Source organism: Pseudoalteromonas sp. Z9A5, assembly GCF_011378875.1.
In the GTDB taxonomy this organism is placed as follows: Bacteria; Pseudomonadota; Gammaproteobacteria; order Enterobacterales; family Alteromonadaceae; genus Pseudoalteromonas.
Map to the genome: position 1 here is coordinate 92,720 of NZ_WTLC01000005.1, position 17,227 is coordinate 109,946.

Here is a 17,227-nt window from a genome sequence, read left to right on the forward strand (position 1 = left end):
TTAATATGAGCCTAAATTATAAAAACTTGTTCATTATCAGGTCATCAGCATTAAGATAAAGTGCAACAAATTACATTTCCTGCTAAGGTATTTCACTGCTAAGTGAGTGTAAATAGAATAATAAAGAGGAATAGGGAACTATGCGCCTAAATGGTGTGCAAAGACTATTAGAAACAGGGCTGATAATCAGCACCTTTACGGCAATATTTATTTTATGTGCCTTAATCAGTTTTGATCCAGCAGATGCTGCATGGTCGCAAACAAGCTTTAGTGAAGTCAGAAACATTACTGGCGCTGCGGGTGCGTGGATTGCTGACATATTATTACTTACTTTTGGCTGGCTTGCTTATTTTGTGCCGGCTGCAATTCAAATATTTGGTTATTTATTATTTAAACAACCTCACCGAATTTTTCAACTCGACTACACCACATTAGCACTTCGCGTTATAGGCTTTGCTCTATTTATTACCTCAGCTACCGCTATTAGCAGCATTAATTTTGATGACATTTATAATTTTTCATCAGGTGGGGTAGTGGGCGATGTAATAGAGTCGGCAATGATGCCAGCATTTAATTTTACAGGCACAACCATATTATTATTGTGTTTCTTTTTTGCAGGTTTAACACTTTTAACAGGTGTATCGTGGGTTGAATTTGTTGATTGGCTAGGTGATTTAGTCGTTCGGTTTTATCGTTTTATTACCACTTACGCACAAGGCTGGATGCATCGAGAGCGTGTTGCTGGTAACGCCAATAACGACAACGAACGAGCCGATGCCTATTTTGAAGATGATATTCATGAACAAATAGAATTACCAGCATCAGCTAAAAAATCGAATAAGCAAAAAGCAATTAACAAACCACAAGCGCCATTTAATGAGCCGCAAATTAGCGACGACTTTATGCCATTTGACGAGCTTGATGACATACTCGATCAAGAAATTGGTTTTAGCGCTATAGATGACGAGCCAATGGACACTGAGGCTGCGTTAAATGCGCTCGATCAGAGCCCTGTTGTAGAGCCTGAAAAACCAGTTACAACGGTTGTATCGCCAGCTAGACCAATGCCTAAGCCAAAACCAGCGTATCAGCCGCCGCCAACAGCTAAAGAAAAGTTTGAGCAGCTATTAACGCAAGAGCCACCACCAGGGCCATTACCGTCACTCGATTTACTCGACAGACCAGATAAAGCTAAAAATCCTATTTCGCAAGAAGAGCTCGATACAGTATCGCGCCTAGTAGAGACAAAACTACTCGATTTTAACGTACAGGCAACGGTTGTAGCGGTATACCCGGGCCCCGTTGTTACGCGTTTTGAGTTAGATTTAGCACCTGGTATAAAAGTGTCTAAAATTACAGGTTTAGCAAAAGATTTAGCCCGTTCGCTTTCGGCAATTAGTGTACGTGTTGTAGAAGTTATTCCGGGTAAAACATATGTAGGGATAGAGCTTCCTAATAAACACCGTGAAATAGTACGTTTATCGGAAGTGATAAACGCACCAAAATTTGAACAAAACCCATCGCCACTCACCATGGTGCTAGGTAAAGACATTGCCGGTCAACCGGTGTGTGCTGACCTAGGGAAAATGCCACACTTACTGGTAGCGGGTACAACCGGTTCAGGTAAGTCAGTGGGCGTTAATGTCATGATATTAAGCTTGCTTTACAAATCGGGTCCTGAAGATGTTCGCATGATCATGATTGACCCGAAAATGCTTGAGCTTTCGGTATACGAAGGTATTCCGCATTTATTGTGTGAAGTAGTAACCGATATGAAAGAAGCCGCTAATGCGCTGCGTTGGTGTGTAGGCGAAATGGAACGTCGTTATAAATTAATGTCGGCGTTAGGTGTACGTAACCTAAAAGGTTACAACCAAAAAGTATTGGATGCGAAAGAAGCGGGTTACCCAATTCTTGACCCATTATTTAAAGACACCGACGGCATGAAAGAAGGGCCAGAGGAACTAGGTAAATTACCAAGCATTGTAGTGGTAATTGACGAATTTGCCGACATGATGATGATTGTTGGTAAAAAAGTAGAAGAGCTGATTGCCCGCATAGCCCAAAAAGCACGTGCGGCAGGTATTCATTTAATACTGGCAACGCAGCGCCCTTCGGTAGATGTAATAACAGGTTTAATTAAAGCAAATATACCAACGCGTATGGCGTTTCAGGTATCAAGTAAAATAGACTCGCGTACCATACTTGACCAACAAGGCGCAGAAAACTTACTTGGTATGGGTGATATGCTTTATTTACCACCAGGCACTAGTGTACCAGAGCGTGTACATGGCGCATTTGTAGACGATCACGAAGTACATGCCGTCGTAAATGATTGGAAAGCACGTTCTAAAACAAATTACATAGATGAAATATTAAATGGTGATGCCAGTGAAGATATTTTATTACCAGGTGAAGCAAGTGAAAATGCAGATGAAGAAAACGATCCTTTATACGACGAAGCAGTTTCGTTTGTAGTAGAAACAGGCAAAGTATCGGTTTCATCAGTACAACGTAAATTACGTGTTGGCTATAACCGCGCAGCACGTTTAGTAGAACAAATGGAAACATCGGGTATCGTGAGTTCACCAGGTCATAACGGCGCTCGCGATGTATTAGTACCTAATGGAGCAAATTAATTATGAAACTTAACACCTTAATTTTAGTGCTTGGCAGCTTAGTTGCTGCGCCAAGCTTTGCTGACGACAGCCAAGCATTACAAGATCAACTTGCAACGCTAAAAAGCTTTAAAGCGCAATTCGCACAAAAAGTAACTGACAAAGAAGGCCAAGCAGTTATGCAAGGCGAGGGCACAATAGCGCTTCAACAGCCTATGATGATCCGCTGGCAGCAAACTAATCCAGACGACACTTTGTTTGTATCAAATGGTGACAAAACATATTACTTCGACAGCTTTGCTGAGCAAGTAACCATTATGCAAACTAGCAGCTTGATCGACTCAACACCGTTTGTATTGCTTACATCTAAAGACCCTGCACAATGGGAAAAATACAGCGTACTTGCTACTAGTAAGGGTTTTAGCGTAACACCCAATAAAGGGGTTGAAAGCCAAGTAGAGCAGCTAGATATTACATTTGCGGGTAATGATCAAGGGCTTGCTGAATTAGTGGTTACGGATAATTCTGGGCAGCTGTCGTCATTTACGTTTAGCGATCCTCAAGTAAATACATTACTTGATAAAACCACCTTTGAATTTACACCGCCAGAAGGTGTTGAAATAGACGATCAGAGTAACGGTGAGTAATTTAGGTTTTAATTTTGGACCCGATGTACGCCCACTTGCCGCGCGTATGCGCCCTACAACACTTGATGAATATATTGGTCAGCAGCACTTATTAAGCGCTGATAAACCACTGCATCAAGCTATTGTGGCGGGGCGCTGCCACAGTTTAATTTTGTGGGGACCGCCAGGTGTGGGTAAAACAACACTTGCGCAAATCATTGCGAACCATGCAGATGCTTCACTTATTCAAATGTCGGCGGTAACTGCGGGCGTAAAAGATATTCGCGACAGCGTAACGCAAGCACGCGATAACTTAGAAAGCCGTGGACAACGTACCCTTATGTTTGTTGACGAAGTGCATCGCTTTAATAAATCTCAGCAAGATGCGTTTTTACCGCACATAGAAGACGGCACCTTTATATTTGTAGGTGCAACCACCGAAAACCCCTCGTTCGCCCTTAACAACGCTATTTTATCGCGTGCGCGTGTGTATGTTTTAAAGTCGCTTGCCGACACCGACTTATACACCGTAATAGAGCGCGCACTTAAACAAGACGAGCAGCTAAGCCAAAAGCACATAACTATTGCCGACAACGCTAAAAAGGCATTGTGCCAAGCAAGTGGTGGCGATGCCCGCAAAGTACTTAACTTACTTGAACAAGCAGTTGACTTAACAACTGAGCAAAACGGGCAATACAACGTAGACGAGCACGTACTTAGCCAAGTATTGCCCACGCATTTAGCAAAATACGATAAAGGCGGCGATGAATTTTACGATTTAATTTCAGCTTTTCACAAATCAGTACGTGGTAGTTCCCCCGATGGTGCACTGTATTGGTATTGTCGAATTTTAGCCGGTGGCGGTGACCCTTTATATGTAGCAAGGCGATTACTTGCTATTGCCACAGAAGACATTGGCAACGCCGATCCGCGCGCAATGGAAGTCGCCCTAAACGCATGGGATATATTTCAGCGAGTAGGCCCAAGCGAGGGCGAACGTGCAATAGCACAAGCCACGTTGTATTTAGCCAGTGCACCCAAAAGCAATGCTGTTTATATGGCGTTTAATCAAGCCAAAGCAGATGCTCAAAATGAGCCAAGTTACCCCGTGCCAGAGCATTTACGCAATGCTCCAACCAACTTAATGAAAGACTTAGGTTACGGCGCCGAGTATCGCTATGCGCACAACGAAGAAGGCGCATTTGCCGCAGGTGAAAAGTACTTACCGCCAGAAATGGACGGTAAAGAATATTACTTACCGAGCGAACGCGGACTTGAACAAAAAATTAAACAAAAACTCGATTACCTAAAAGAGCGCGATGCGCAAAGCCCACTTAGACGATACGAAAAATGATTAAACTTTATATGATGATCGCCCTTGGCGGAGCCTCAGGTGCGTGTTTACGGTTTTTTATTAGCGAAAGCATGCTAAAACTCCTCGGTAGGGGATTCCCTTTTGGCACGTTGACGGTTAATATTCTGGGTTCATTGTTAATGGGCATTTTGTACGGTTTGATAGATAAAGAAATTATCACCGCAAGCCCCGCCAAAACTCTTATCGGTATTGGCTTTTTAGGTGCATTAACCACCTTTTCAACATTCTCAATGGACTCGTTGTTGTTATTACAACAAGGTCACTTTATTAAAATGGTCCTCAATATCATCCTAAACGTGATGGTGTGTATTTTTATGGCTTGGCTGGGCCTTCAGCTAGTAATGCAAAAAGGTTAAAAAACTAACATGTTAGATTCTAAATTTTTACGTCAAGACATCGAACAAACTGCAGCACGTTTAGCGGCGCGCGGTTACGAACTCGATGTAGCGACGGTAACGGCACTTGAAGAAAAACGCAAAACATTACAAGTAAAAACGCAAGAACTTCAAAGTCAACGTAATGCAAGCGCAAAAGCAATTGGTCAAGCCAAAGCAAAAGGCGAAGACGCGCAGCCATTACTTGATGCAGTAGCTAACTTAGGTAGCGAGCTAGACGCTGCTAAAACTGAGCAAGATGCAGTATTAGCCGCAATTAACGACATTGCTTTAGCAATTCCTAACTTACCAGACGAGTCTGTACCAGCGGGTAAAGATGAAGACGACAACGTTGAAATTTTAACATGGGGCACGCCTAAAAAATTCGATTTTGAAGTTAAAGATCACGTTGATGTAGGGCAAGACCTAAACGGCTTAGACTTTGAAATGGGCGTTAAAATTAGTGGCGCACGCTTTACCGTAATGCGCGGTCAAGTAGCGCGTATGCACCGTGCACTAACGCAATTTATGCTAGATACACACGCAGACAAAAACGGCTATACAGAAATGTATGTACCGTACTTAGTTAATAGCGCAAGCCTTTACGGTACAAGCCAATTACCTAAATTTGCAGGTGATTTGTTCCACACATTAGGTCTTGTAAACGACGATGGCGAACAACAAGCCGGCTTTAGCTTAATTCCTACAGCAGAAGTACCGCTTACAAACAGCGCACGCGACGAAATTTACGACGAAAGCGCTTTACCTATACGCTTAGTTGCCCACACTCCGTGCTTTAGAAGTGAAGCAGGCAGCTATGGTCGTGATACACGTGGCTTAATTCGTCAGCATCAGTTTGATAAAGTTGAATTAGTACAGCTTGTAAAACCAGAAGACTCAATGGCAACGCTTGAAGAGTTAACAGGTCATGCAGAGCAAATACTACAAGCGCTTGAGCTTCCGTACCGTAAAGTGATTTTATGTATGGGCGACATGGGCTTTGGCTCAGCTAAAACATACGATTTAGAAGTATGGTTACCAGCGCAAGACACATACCGTGAAATTTCATCATGTTCAAACATGGCTGATTTTCAGGCTCGTCGTATGCAAGCACGTTTTCGCCGTGAAGGTGTTAAAAAGCCAGAGTTACTACATACACTAAATGGTTCAGGCTTAGCAGTGGGTCGTACACTCGTAGCCATACTAGAAAACTACCAACAAGCCGATGGCACAGTAGTAGTACCAGATGTATTACGCCCATACATGGGTGGATTGGAAGTGATTGGTAAACAATAAAAATCAAGTTTAAGTTAAGCAAGCTTTAAGCTTGTAAATCTTAATACGAAAGCCGCTGTTTGTAATAAACAGCGGCTTTTTTGTTGTGAGTTAAAGGTTGAAGATAAAAAGGTTCAGCTAATATGTAGGACGTGCTTTAGCGCGTTATAGTTCTTTGACAAAACATATGCCCTGTCTTTTTTATAAGTTTCTAGCGCTAGATTTTGCGAGTTTACAAAATGGTTTAAACATAACTTCATTTGAGTATCTCCCATATAGCTAGGGCGTGTTGCATATTATTAAAGCGGATAGGCAGCTATCAAAACAGATAAGCTTCAATAGTGCTCTTTGTATACCTGGTAATAATAGCGCTTGCTATACATATGGACTGTAATCGTGGTTAGAAAAAGAGATTTCATAAATAATATTCAACTTTAAAAACACGCTGTATGTATCGACAGTCATTTGTGTTTTGTCCAATAACATTATTAAAAGTCGTTTTGGTGTATTTTAACAGCGATCATTTTATAGCATACGTAATTGCTTGTTTACATTGGCGTTATTTAGTGAAATTATTGAGCCATGTAATATACGCCGTTTTGGGGTGTTCAATAAGCTGTTATGCAAAAGGGGAAACAATGGATTATAAAATAACTACTCCTGTTTTAGACAATATAGGAGGTTACAAAGACTTAGTTTATGTAAAGCCAGATTCACAAGAGAACCAGAAAGATGCATTAGAACAAATGGCTACATATTTTAAGAGAGAGTTTAAGTTCGATACTCTCCAATATTGCAAAGAAGAACATCAAGAAAAATGTACTGGTGTTATTTTTACTGAAAGAGCAATGGACTTAGTTGAAACTGAAACCCATTACCCACATAAGATTATTGGTGGTGCATGTTTTTGGGAACAGGAGTCTGGGGATTACACCTTAGATTGGATTTGGATTCATCCTTTCGCACGGAATCGCAAGAAATTAAAAGAATATTGGCCTATTTTAAAAGAGGAATTTGGTGAATTTACATTGTCTCCACCAATATCTGCTCAAATGTCCGCATTTTTAGAAAAACATGCATAACAAGTTGCTTCATCGGAAAAACTACTCGCTCGCGCTCGCATTTTTCCGCTGAGCAAAGCGTTAGCTCTCAGGAGATATGTATGGGTTTATTTGACCCTAAATTTGAAAAAGAAAAATTGCATAAAAACTATCTTGAGGTGCTTAGAACTGTTCAAGCTGAAGACCGCCAAGAATTCATTAGGTGGTTTTCTGGTTTTCCAGATAGAGACGGAAAGTTAGTTGATGAGTTTCAAACTACTTTTAACTCTACATTTTGGGAAATTTATTTGTATCAAACTTTTAGCTCATTTGGAGCAAGCTTCGATTGGGGGCACGCTGCACCTGATTTTGACATTTCAATAGGGGGAAAAGACCTAATTATAGAAGCCACTATTGCTTCAAATACTCAAGGGAAAACGCCAGAGTGGGAAAAAGATTTATCAATGCCTCTTCCTGAAAAATTTAAGTTTCGACCAATGAATATAGAATCCATTATACGTTTAGCAAATGCTGTTACATCGAAGCAAGCTAAGTATCATAAAAGCTATAAAGATAAACCTCATGTTTCAAACAAACCGTTCGTATTAGCAATAGCACCGTTTGAGCAACCTTATTTCAACCTTCAATATGAAACTCCAGTAATGGCGTTATTGTTTGATTATTACATTGATGAGGATGCTTATAATAAAAATCCAGAAGCTTATCCAAATGGACCTCCAGGTGTGAGTCTAGGATATGTCGAGAAAGATAACGGCTCAAAAATTCAGCTGGGCATGTTTGAAAATAAAGACTATGCAGAAATCAGTGCTATTATTTTCAGTACTACAGCTACATGGGGGAAGGTTGAAGCAATGTCAAAAAATATGAACATAGACCGTACTATTTTCTCTGTTTGGTATAGTGAAAATATCGATTCCCCTGTGAAAATTGAAACACCTAACATACTTTATTCTGAAAGGATTCAGGATGGTTTGATTGTAATTCATAACCCATATGCGACTATTCCACTTGATCCAAGTGTATTTGAGGTTTCTGGTGTGACCCAAATCTTTGTAGATAAGGTAACTCGAAAAATAAGACATCAAAGAAATGGAAATGTATTAATGCATCGTCAAGTTATCAATATTCCCAAATCAATGAGAGCTAACAAGCTAATAAACTCGGACGCATAACGTTCATCGTTTTTGCAAAAGAAAAACATGGCAAAAACAATGCCAACCTACGCGCCAGTTATTAGGGCGTTATGAAGCCTTTTGACTCTCGAGTAACCATATGAATATAGACTCTGCTTTTACTACAATTTTCGCTGCTATAGGAAGTACTGCTGCCTTAGGAGTAATTGCAAAACTATTTGTAAATACAATTGCCACGGCGACCATTAAAAAATATGAATTGGTAAATCAGACTAAATTAGAAACACAGAAAGCTGATTATCAAAAAGAGATTGAAAGCCTAAAGCTTCAGCTTAACAAAATTCAAAAAGAACATGAGGTCACTTTTACAAGTCTATACAAGAAGCGTGAAGATTGTATATCAGTACTCTATAGTAAAATGCTAGCTTCTATTTCTTTAGCAGATAAAAAGTTAGTCGATTTTTCTATAGATTTAGAACCTAGCTTTGGTGATCTAAATGACTACTTTGACCGCCATAGGCTCTATTTTCCAAAGGATGTTGCATTGGAAATTAATAATGTAATGAACGATGGCTATGAATTAGTACACTCTACTGTTGAAGTCGAATTTGAAATGCTCTTAAGAAGTTTGTGTAATAAAGTCTTTGATGAAATGGAAGACCTATTTCGAGATTTGCTAAAGGCTGAAAATCATCGATGACGGCTTCATAACAAGTCAATTTAAACGGAACATGCTCCTCACCCGTTTTAGTGGACACCTCCTCATCACTTTGAGGAGACTAAAATGCCTAGATATACTTAACCTAGAAAGACATGGTTTTACCCAGTTAATTTCAAAATCAAAGCAGTCGAACTAAGCTTACGAGACGATGTCATGTCAAAGGACGTTGCCGAGGCGCTAGATATTAATCCGTTAATGCTTAGTCGTTGGCGAAAATAGTATCGAGAAGGTAAGTTTAAAAACGCACCGCGCTATCAAAGCAACAATGAAATAATGAGTAAACTCCCAACAAAAAAGAGCTTGATAACATTCAAAAGCTTAAGAAAGAAAATGAGCGTCTTAAGCAGGATAATGACCTGCAAAAAAAGTGGCAACGGTATCTGGCGGAAGTACATCAGAACGATTTGGATTCATCCAAAAGTTCGGACAAGCCTTAGGTGTCAAATACTTGTGTTCTTGGCTTAATGGTTCGCGTAGTGGGTTTTATGCTTGGCGTGACCGTACAGTGTCAGCTAGAGCGCTGTCAGATGCTAATTTGTTGTTGAACATAAAGCACGTCTTCAATGTAAATTATCAAACCTATGGTTGCCCACGCGTATTTCATGCGCTAAAAAAAGAAGGTATAAACACAAGCCAGCCAAGAAATTAGGATGACACCCATCCTAATTTTTGCAGAAAGGCCAAAAAAAATAGTATGAAGAATGCATTATTATAAATAATGAATCACGCAAAAAGCTGAGCTATATAGACAAAATAAAAGTAAAAATAGACAGCCCAATCGGACGACGATAGCTGTTTATTAAAGGATGGCAAACGACTCGGCTGTATCGAACCGGCTTTCCTTTAAATAAAAAGCGGAATATTACGGTGAATAAAGAGATGAATAAATTGACCTTACAAGGTCAAATGAAAGTGAATGCCTTCACTTTATTGTGCAGCAGCTGTATTGCCTTGTTCATAATATAGAAAAGCTGCAAAACACGATGCATTAAGAAGGGGAAGCCCTTTTAACCTAAATAAAAGCCACTCAAGTAGCCGTAATCCCGTCCAAACGCCAATTAAAACAACACCAAATTCCCACTTTATGTTCTGCATAAAATACAGTAATCGATTGAACCAAAATAGGAACTCAGCTATGGTTTGTTTATCAATAAAAATAAATAAAAAACGAGTTAATCTACAGGCTCGTTAGCTTTTAATCCTAAATCAAGGAGAGTCAGATGAAAATAAAAAGCAGTGAGCTTCCTAAACAAATATTGGATCGCGTGATTAACCCAGATCCTTTAGAGGGAGAAGATATCATTATCGAAGATGATAATGGAAAGGTTTTAGGAGTTATATTACAACCTGAAGCATATGAATTCTTTTTAAAGAAAATAGAGGAAAAAGAAGATGAGATGGATTCATTTTTAAATGAAAAATATGATCCAGATTCACCATCACTTGAAGACCTAATGGGAGAGTAAAATGCTACAAAAATAAATAAAAAAACGAGTTAATCTACAGGCTCGTTAGGTCATTAGCGAGGAGTTGAGCTTTTGTATTTGAATCAAGAAGAGAAAAAAGTTTCAAAACGTAGACATAAAAAAATGGGGGGGGTATTTTTGCATTTGGTCTTTATGTTTAAGCAAATCAACGCGTTGAGTTTTTAAGGCTAGAAAAATCATAAAAAATAGCACCCTCTCTATTAATCGCAGTATGTCCTAGCCCCTGGCCACAAAGTTTGTCTAACATTTCTGTTGCCCTTTCAATATTAACTCGACAGTGAGTCGCAATATCAAAGGGGGTTAGTTGATAGTTATTGCCTTTGATCATATTTAAAACTAAACGTTCAAAACGTTCATCTTGAATCGCCTTTAATGCTTTAGAAGCACGCTGGAATAAATACCATCCGAGCCCACCTAATAAACATGCAAGCGGTAAAAACAATAAACGGCTAAACGTTAACAGCACAAGTAATGCTGCTATCCCCATCAACATATAAGATAAAGACTGCATTTTTTTATGCTTATCTACTGCCGTTTTATTCTCTGCTTCAAAAGCTGCAATTTCTTGCTCTAATGAAATGGATGATAATGGTGCTTGAGGAGGGACATAACGTAATTTAGGGGGTGAAAATTGATAACGCTCTCCGATTTTCTCTAAACCAGTTGAAAAACCTTGCCCAACAGCTCGAATTGACCAACCTTTGTGATGACGATAAAAGTTTAACAACACCATCGTATTATAATTTTTATCAGTCGTTTCGCAGACATATTTTGCCATTTTTTGTTCAGTGTAGGTATTGCTCAAGCTCAACTCAATAAAGTCAGCACTATTAATACGCTTACTGCTAGCTCGTCTGGTCACTAAAATTTGAATTTTAGTGACATCTGATGGCAAGAGGTCAATATTAATCGAAATCTCCGAATCATCGAGTTTAACCCCCTCTCCACGTAATATTGTATTTTCGTGATATAAAAAATCTTTAATATTATTGACTTTATTATCACGATTGATGGCGACCACATTTAATGCTAAATCATCAATTTTAGGCACGACATTAAGTTTACAGGTGATCGCAGAGCAGTGATTAAAGTGCTCGCTTAGTGATAAGTTCTGACCTTTTTTTAATTCAACATTATCAATAAAACTATTATTTAATGGATGAGTCACCGTTTCTACTTCACTTTCTTCATGCTGAGGCATTGATGCAGCTTTTGAGTCTCCAGACGCAGCAGACTTAATAAAACGGATCCCTAACTGGGTTAAAGTCGTTAAATAACTGGTCTTCAAAGGTAAACTTTTATAGCCTAACTTCCACATGTTGTTATGTTTATAAAACTCAAAAAGCAACACACCTTTATGTGTCTCATTAAACGCTTGCACATCCATTTTGGCTAATCGCCCGAGGGATAAATCGTTAACTCTAATTTGAAAATGGCTCATCTGTTTTAAAGAATAATGACTGTTTTCAGGTAAAAAACCATAAAAAGCAATCCTATCAACCTTTGAAGCAAGTTGTGGAAACTGAATGGTAAAATGTCGTCCAGAATTATCTTGATTTACGGCATCAGGCTGTGTCCACTTTTTGGGATCAACAGGGGACTCTGCAAGCACAGCACCATTAGAGAAAGCGACGGCATGAATCGCCAAATTCAAGTCACTTTTCAAGCTACGCCATGCAAAATTAACTTCAACACAACCAATCTTTTCAATTAAGATGTTTTGACCAACCACTAATGCCATAAATCACTTCTTTCAATAAATAAATGAAACTCACACCCACTTGGCAGCTATTTGTTATTAACCTAAGTAGATGACAGATTTAATAAAATCGATACTAATTATTTGAATGTTTAACGCTTATAAGCACTTAACTATTTATCGCGACTACTGCACTATTGCTAACACAAAACTCACGACTGGAGACAGACCCCTTACCAATAAAAACAACTGCTAATATTTTAACAGTAATGGGGGTAAAAAATAATTTTTAAATGCTTAATTCTTGCCAAGTGGAATAATAGTGACACCATCCTATTTTTTGCTTACGCAAGAATACATACAGGGTGAAAAGCTAAGTAAAGCTGAACTTATCTTTTTTAATCAAACAGTAAAACAATACCGCGCGCCTATCAAGTATTAGCTGGTTTATGCGGTTGTTAAATGAAAACATTGCTCGCAGAGCAAATAAAGAAGATAACTGCACTGGCCGTTTTTATTCGCTGCCATCCATGGCGCTCACCCTTCGGGCCGCCTAAGGCGTTCAAAGTTGTTCCATACAACTTTGTGGGAGGGACGATTTACGTCTCAAGCATTATTAGATGAAGCAGCCCTTGCGGCCTGCATGGCGTATGTCGATTTAAACCCCATTAGAGCCAAAATGGCTAATACCCCAGAAGAGTCAGACCATACCAGCATCAAACAGCGTTTAACGTATGCAAAGGATGGCAAGCAACCAAAACAACTACTGCGCTTTGCAGGCGTGTCACGTCAAATTATGCCAAAAAGGATGCCGTTTGAGCTTAAATCGTACCTTGGACTTGTTGAGTTAACAGGACGTTGTATACGAGAAGACAAACGCGGTTATATTGAAAGTACACACTTACCCTTACTCGAAAGAGTTAATATCTCTCCAGAAAACTGGTTAAAACTCACCACACAATTTACGCGTGTATTTCATGGCCCAGTCGGCAGACCAGCCTCACAAGAAGGTTATTGTGAAAACTTAAACCGAAAGCGGCGAGCGAATATCAGTAACTGCGAAAAGCTACTGGCATAAAACTTAAACTACTCAGTAAAACTATTCAGTAACAAATCACAACTGCATTATGCAGTCATTTTCATGCGTGTAATTTAGGCTTAACAGTGATAATGGCTTATTTAATGTGTGACGCGCGAGTAAAGGTATAAAAAGAGGTTAATTCTTAGCCCAAAAAAGTAAATTTAGTGGCGCGCCAGATTAGTTTACAATTGGAGTGGCTGTCTAGTTTAAGATAGCTTAGTTTAATGTATACCTTGCATAAGTTACCATCAATACTGCAAGAATTAAAAATACGAAACCCACATTGTGATATTGAATTTAATAATGAAAAATCACATAGGGACATAATTTCATAGGGATATAATATGATTTTAGCAATAGATGTCGATTATCAAGAAACATGCGCAACAGTTGCTGGTGTGTTGTTTGAGGGTTGGCAAGACAGTGAAGCTGCAAACGTAGTAGTAACTAACGTAAGTAATGTATGTGAATATGAAACAGGGGCTTTTTATAAAAGAGAGTTACCTTGTATTTTAAAGTTACTTAATGAGATTGAGTATAAGCCAAGTTGTATAGTGGTTGACGGTTACGTTTTTTTAGATGGTATAAGCCAACCTGGCTTAGGGAAGTATCTCTACGACGCATTAGATAAAGAAATACCCGTTATAGGTGTCGCAAAACGTTCTTTTGCAAAAATTTCTGATGAATTTGCACTATTACGTGGAGATAGTCAAAAAGCACTTTATATTACCGCAGCGGGTATAGATCAAGCATTAGCAAAGGAATATATAGCTAGCATGTATGGAAAGCATCGAAATCCTTCTTTGTTAAAAAAAGCTGATCAAGTTTGTCGAGGAATTGTTTAATATTTCTGGATGGTCGCAAAGAAAAACATGTTTATTATAAAATTGATTAAATGAAATTAGAGCCGTTCTTTCTTTTTTCCTATGGTTTTACTGTTGGCTATTCTATGTAAATTACCAGTGCATCACCAACACATTTCGTAATCTGCCAGATACTTTTGGAAAATATGAGATTGCGTTAATTCACCATTATCTAAATTAACATTATAGAGTTCTTTAACGTCTTTTGCAACAAAGCTACGCGAAAGTGGAGTAGATGATTGGTTAGATGAGTAAAAATCAAGATCTGATACAGAAAGCCTTTTTTTAAATACTTAGGATTAATTTAAGGGTTCGCTTTTTAATTACTTTTGGTTGTTGGAATTACTCTACAGCCTTCTTATCCCATTTGGAGTGCTTTAATGAGTTTTTCGGAATTTATCAATGATGAATATAAATATATTAATTGGATTCAGTCGAATCCAAATGGGTTTGTTATTAATACATCCAAAAGTAAGCGATTAGATTATCGAGTTCTTCACACCGCAGATTGCAGTTATGTAACAACACTTCAAGGAAATGCTCAAGAGGGTGGGTTTACTGAAAGAAGTTACATAAAAATTTGTTCTACTAATGTCGAGTCACTACGTGATTGGACAAAGCAGGAAGGCGAGAAAAATGGGTTGTTTACTCAAGAATGCGCTCGATGTAAACCATGGGAACATAATAGTTATAGCAAAGGAATTGCACAATTTGATGATTTACTTACTTTAAGTAATATTAAAGAATTATATGAAAAATATTTAGCCTTAGTTCGATTTGAAGTTCAAAAGTTGGGTGTAAAGCCAACTGAAGTAAGGCACCTTATTGGTCGTTTAGGTGAGTTTTATTGTGCACTCATAATTGACGGTTCTATCTCACATGTTGTAAACCAACATGGTTTTGATGTTCTCTCAAAAACAGGGAGAAGAATCAGTGTTAAAACTACATCACAAAAAACGGGTTTTGTTGCTATATCTGCTAACACACTCGAAAAGGTAGATGATCTTATGATACTTCAATATAAAAATGACGGCTTGCATGAAGTATATTTTGGAGATATTAATAAAGCAGTTTCTGCTGCAAGGTTTTATGCAAATATTAACAAATACGAATTAGATATTAGTAAGGCTAAAAAATTGCTGTAAAAAAGAATAGGATCGCCCATTAGAAAGTTTCGACCAACTCGATTTTTTTGATATTAAAAAAATGCGTAACAATTGGCTCAGCTCTTTCTTTTTGCCATTAGTTTTATTGTTAGTTTTTTATGCAAATTAATTCGGCATTACTAACATTAGTTTTGCCTCTTTACCATCAGTTAATACCGCTATATTCCCCTCAGTTGTAACAAACACATCTCTTAATCTTCCTGCGGCTTCAGGAAATACGTGAGATTGCGTAAATTCACCATTTGCTAAATTAACGGCGTAGAGCTTTTTATCGACTAGCGTTGTGATAAGCACATGTTGTTGTAATGAAGGGAAGGCGGCGTGTTTAGAGCCGTAATACGCCATACCAGAAGGGGCGATTGAAGGCGTCCAATCAACACTTGGCTTTTGCATGCCTTTATATTCGGTAAATGGTGAAATACGCGCTTGCGAATAATCTTTACCATAAGTGATTACAGGCCATCCGTAATTAGTGCCAGCGGTTAAGTAGTTTAGTTCGTCACCACCTGCAGGGCCGTGTTCGTGACTAACAATTTGCTGTGTATCGTAATCATAAATTAAGCCTTGAGGGTTACGATGACCAAGTGAGTAAACAGCATGTGCATTTGGGTTTTCGTGGTTAATAAATGGGTTATTTGTTGGAATGGTGCCATCTAAGTTTATACGTAATATTTTACCAAGTTGGCTGGTGATAACTTGTGCTTGCTCTCTAAAATCAAAACCATCACCTGTTGAAACTAATAAGGTGTTATCGGGTAATACAAGGATGCGCCCAGCGTAATGTTGCGGTGTATTTTTATCAGTCGCTACTTTATAAATAATGTTAGGTTTTGAAAAGTCAGTGCCATTAAATGTGGCTTTGGCAACAACAAGCCTGTTTGCGTTAGCATCACCTTGGGCGTAGGTAAAAATGACTTTTTTGGAGTCGTTATAATCTGGTGATAATACAATGTCGAGCAAGCCACCTTGGCCTGCAACGTATAAACCGTTCAGATCTAGTTTTACTCTTGATTGCGCATTGTTTTTAACGATAACTACGTGGCCATCACGCTCTGTAATTAACCATGTGCCGTTTGGCAGTTCAACCATGCTCCACGGAGACTGTAATTGTGTAGCAAGTGTTTTTGTATTGTATTGCTCATTTGGTAACGCAGCGCCTGCATTAACAGAAAACGAAAAAAGCGAAAGCAAAGTAAAAAAAGAGATACATTGTTTACGGGGCAAGCCTTTGCTAGCATGGCTTGCATAAGAGAAAAGCTTTATTTTAAATTGAGATAACCATGTTGTTTTTAACACGTATATTGCCTTCATTTTTAGTTTCTTGGTTACTTACATTTTCACTTGCTAGCTTGTTTCATAGCCAATACGTTGTCAATCAATTAGTTAATGTAGGCGTTGTTGTTAGCTTAAGCGATCGTATTAATTTAACGCTTGATGATTGGGTCGGTTTATTACCCACCTATGGCGCTATTATTGCTGTAGCGCTTGCCATCGCTTTTTTAGTTACGGTACAGCTTAATAAAAAGGTTCAAAAATACAGCACTTTGTTATTTGTTTTTGCTGGTATTGTGGCGTTTGCTATTGTTTTAATTGCCATTGAATCAATTATGAATATTCATATTATAGCGGGCGCGCGAGGCTGGGGATTTTATGCGCAATTACTTGCAGGCGCTATGGGTGGTTTTGTTTTTGCTAAGTTAACTAAGGTCTTAAAAGCTAAATTAGTAAAAGAGCCTCAATCTACCTGA

The 17,227-nt window shown here is 38.7% G+C and carries 14 protein-coding genes and 2 pseudogenes; 14 read left to right on the forward strand and 2 right to left on the reverse strand.

From position 1 onward, the window contains the following. The first annotated feature begins 140 nt into the window (after positions 1–140). The 10 genes and pseudogenes from GQR56_RS04620 to GQR56_RS04665 all read left to right on the forward strand — a co-directional run bounded on the left by GQR56_RS04620 (position 141) and on the right by GQR56_RS04665 (position 10,649). Positions 141–2,639 (forward strand): DNA translocase FtsK 4TM domain-containing protein, encoded by a 2,499-nt coding sequence (locus tag GQR56_RS04620; RefSeq protein ID WP_166109303.1) that lies wholly within the window; start codon positions 141–143, stop codon positions 2,637–2,639. Further along, positions 2,639–3,265, forward strand: coding sequence for an outer membrane lipoprotein chaperone LolA (gene lolA, locus GQR56_RS04625; RefSeq protein WP_166109335.1), 627 nt, complete (start codon positions 2,639–2,641; stop codon positions 3,263–3,265). Before GQR56_RS04620 ends, lolA begins: the two co-directional genes overlap by 1 nt. Next, a complete protein-coding gene (locus tag GQR56_RS04630; RefSeq protein WP_166109304.1) occupies positions 3,258–4,598 on the forward strand; it encodes a replication-associated recombination protein A in 1,341 nt (446 codons plus the stop codon). The genes lolA and GQR56_RS04630 overlap by 8 nt, the downstream gene beginning before the upstream one ends. Further along, positions 4,595–4,975 carry a fluoride efflux transporter CrcB gene (gene crcB, locus GQR56_RS04635; RefSeq protein WP_166109305.1) on the forward strand — a complete coding sequence of 127 codons (381 nt, stop codon included), beginning with the start codon at positions 4,595–4,597 and terminating at the stop codon, positions 4,973–4,975. The genes GQR56_RS04630 and crcB overlap by 4 nt, the downstream gene beginning before the upstream one ends. A gap of 9 nt (positions 4,976–4,984) precedes the next feature. Further along, positions 4,985–6,289 (forward strand): serine--tRNA ligase, encoded by a 1,305-nt coding sequence (serS, locus tag GQR56_RS04640; RefSeq protein ID WP_166109306.1) that lies wholly within the window; start codon positions 4,985–4,987, stop codon positions 6,287–6,289. A gap of 617 nt (positions 6,290–6,906) precedes the next feature. After that, positions 6,907–7,350 carry a hypothetical protein gene (locus tag GQR56_RS04645; protein WP_166109307.1) on the forward strand — a complete coding sequence of 148 codons (444 nt, stop codon included), beginning with the start codon at positions 6,907–6,909 and terminating at the stop codon, positions 7,348–7,350. Between the two features lie 80 nt (positions 7,351–7,430). Next, the gene (locus GQR56_RS04650) at positions 7,431–8,501 is read left to right on the forward strand and encodes a hypothetical protein (RefSeq protein ID WP_166109308.1); all 1,071 of its coding nucleotides are present in this window, start codon (positions 7,431–7,433) and stop codon (positions 8,499–8,501) included. A gap of 100 nt (positions 8,502–8,601) precedes the next feature. Next, positions 8,602–9,162, forward strand: coding sequence for a hypothetical protein (locus GQR56_RS04655; protein WP_166109309.1), 561 nt, complete (start codon positions 8,602–8,604; stop codon positions 9,160–9,162). A 138-nt stretch (positions 9,163–9,300) separates the two neighbouring features. After that, positions 9,301–9,826: pseudogene (locus tag GQR56_RS04660) on the forward strand (transposase); the annotation flags it as partial. 577 nt (positions 9,827–10,403) lie between these two features. Continuing rightward, positions 10,404–10,649 (forward strand): hypothetical protein, encoded by a 246-nt coding sequence (locus tag GQR56_RS04665; RefSeq protein WP_024612602.1) that lies wholly within the window; start codon positions 10,404–10,406, stop codon positions 10,647–10,649. Between the two features lie 166 nt (positions 10,650–10,815). Here GQR56_RS04665 and GQR56_RS04670 read toward each other — a convergent pair whose 3' ends face one another. Further along, positions 10,816–12,411: a TerD family protein gene (locus GQR56_RS04670; RefSeq protein ID WP_166109310.1), complete on the reverse strand. Its 1,596-nt coding sequence runs from the start codon at positions 12,409–12,411 to the stop codon at positions 10,816–10,818. Positions 12,412–12,709: 298 nt separating this feature from the next. Between GQR56_RS04670 and GQR56_RS21465 the strand changes: the two are divergent. The 3 genes and pseudogenes from GQR56_RS21465 to GQR56_RS04685 all read left to right on the forward strand — a co-directional run. Next, positions 12,710–13,447, forward strand: a pseudogene (locus tag GQR56_RS21465) (transposase); the annotation flags it as partial. Positions 13,448–13,794: 347 nt separating this feature from the next. Continuing rightward, on the forward strand, positions 13,795–14,295 hold the full coding sequence (locus tag GQR56_RS04680) for an endonuclease V (RefSeq protein ID WP_024612747.1): 501 nt from the start codon (positions 13,795–13,797) through the stop codon (positions 14,293–14,295). A 398-nt stretch (positions 14,296–14,693) separates the two neighbouring features. Further along, complete coding sequence (locus GQR56_RS04685) at positions 14,694–15,458, forward strand: hypothetical protein (RefSeq protein ID WP_166109311.1); 765 nt, start codon at positions 14,694–14,696, stop codon at positions 15,456–15,458. 126 nt (positions 15,459–15,584) lie between these two features. Here GQR56_RS04685 and GQR56_RS04690 read toward each other — a convergent pair whose 3' ends face one another. Continuing rightward, positions 15,585–16,775 (reverse strand): PQQ-dependent sugar dehydrogenase, encoded by a 1,191-nt coding sequence (locus GQR56_RS04690; protein WP_166109312.1) that lies wholly within the window; start codon positions 16,773–16,775, stop codon positions 15,585–15,587. Between GQR56_RS04690 and GQR56_RS04695 the strand changes: the two genes are divergently transcribed. Beyond that, positions 16,760–17,227, forward strand: coding sequence for a hypothetical protein (locus GQR56_RS04695; protein WP_166109313.1), 468 nt, complete (start codon positions 16,760–16,762; stop codon positions 17,225–17,227). The genes GQR56_RS04690 and GQR56_RS04695 overlap by 16 nt on opposite strands.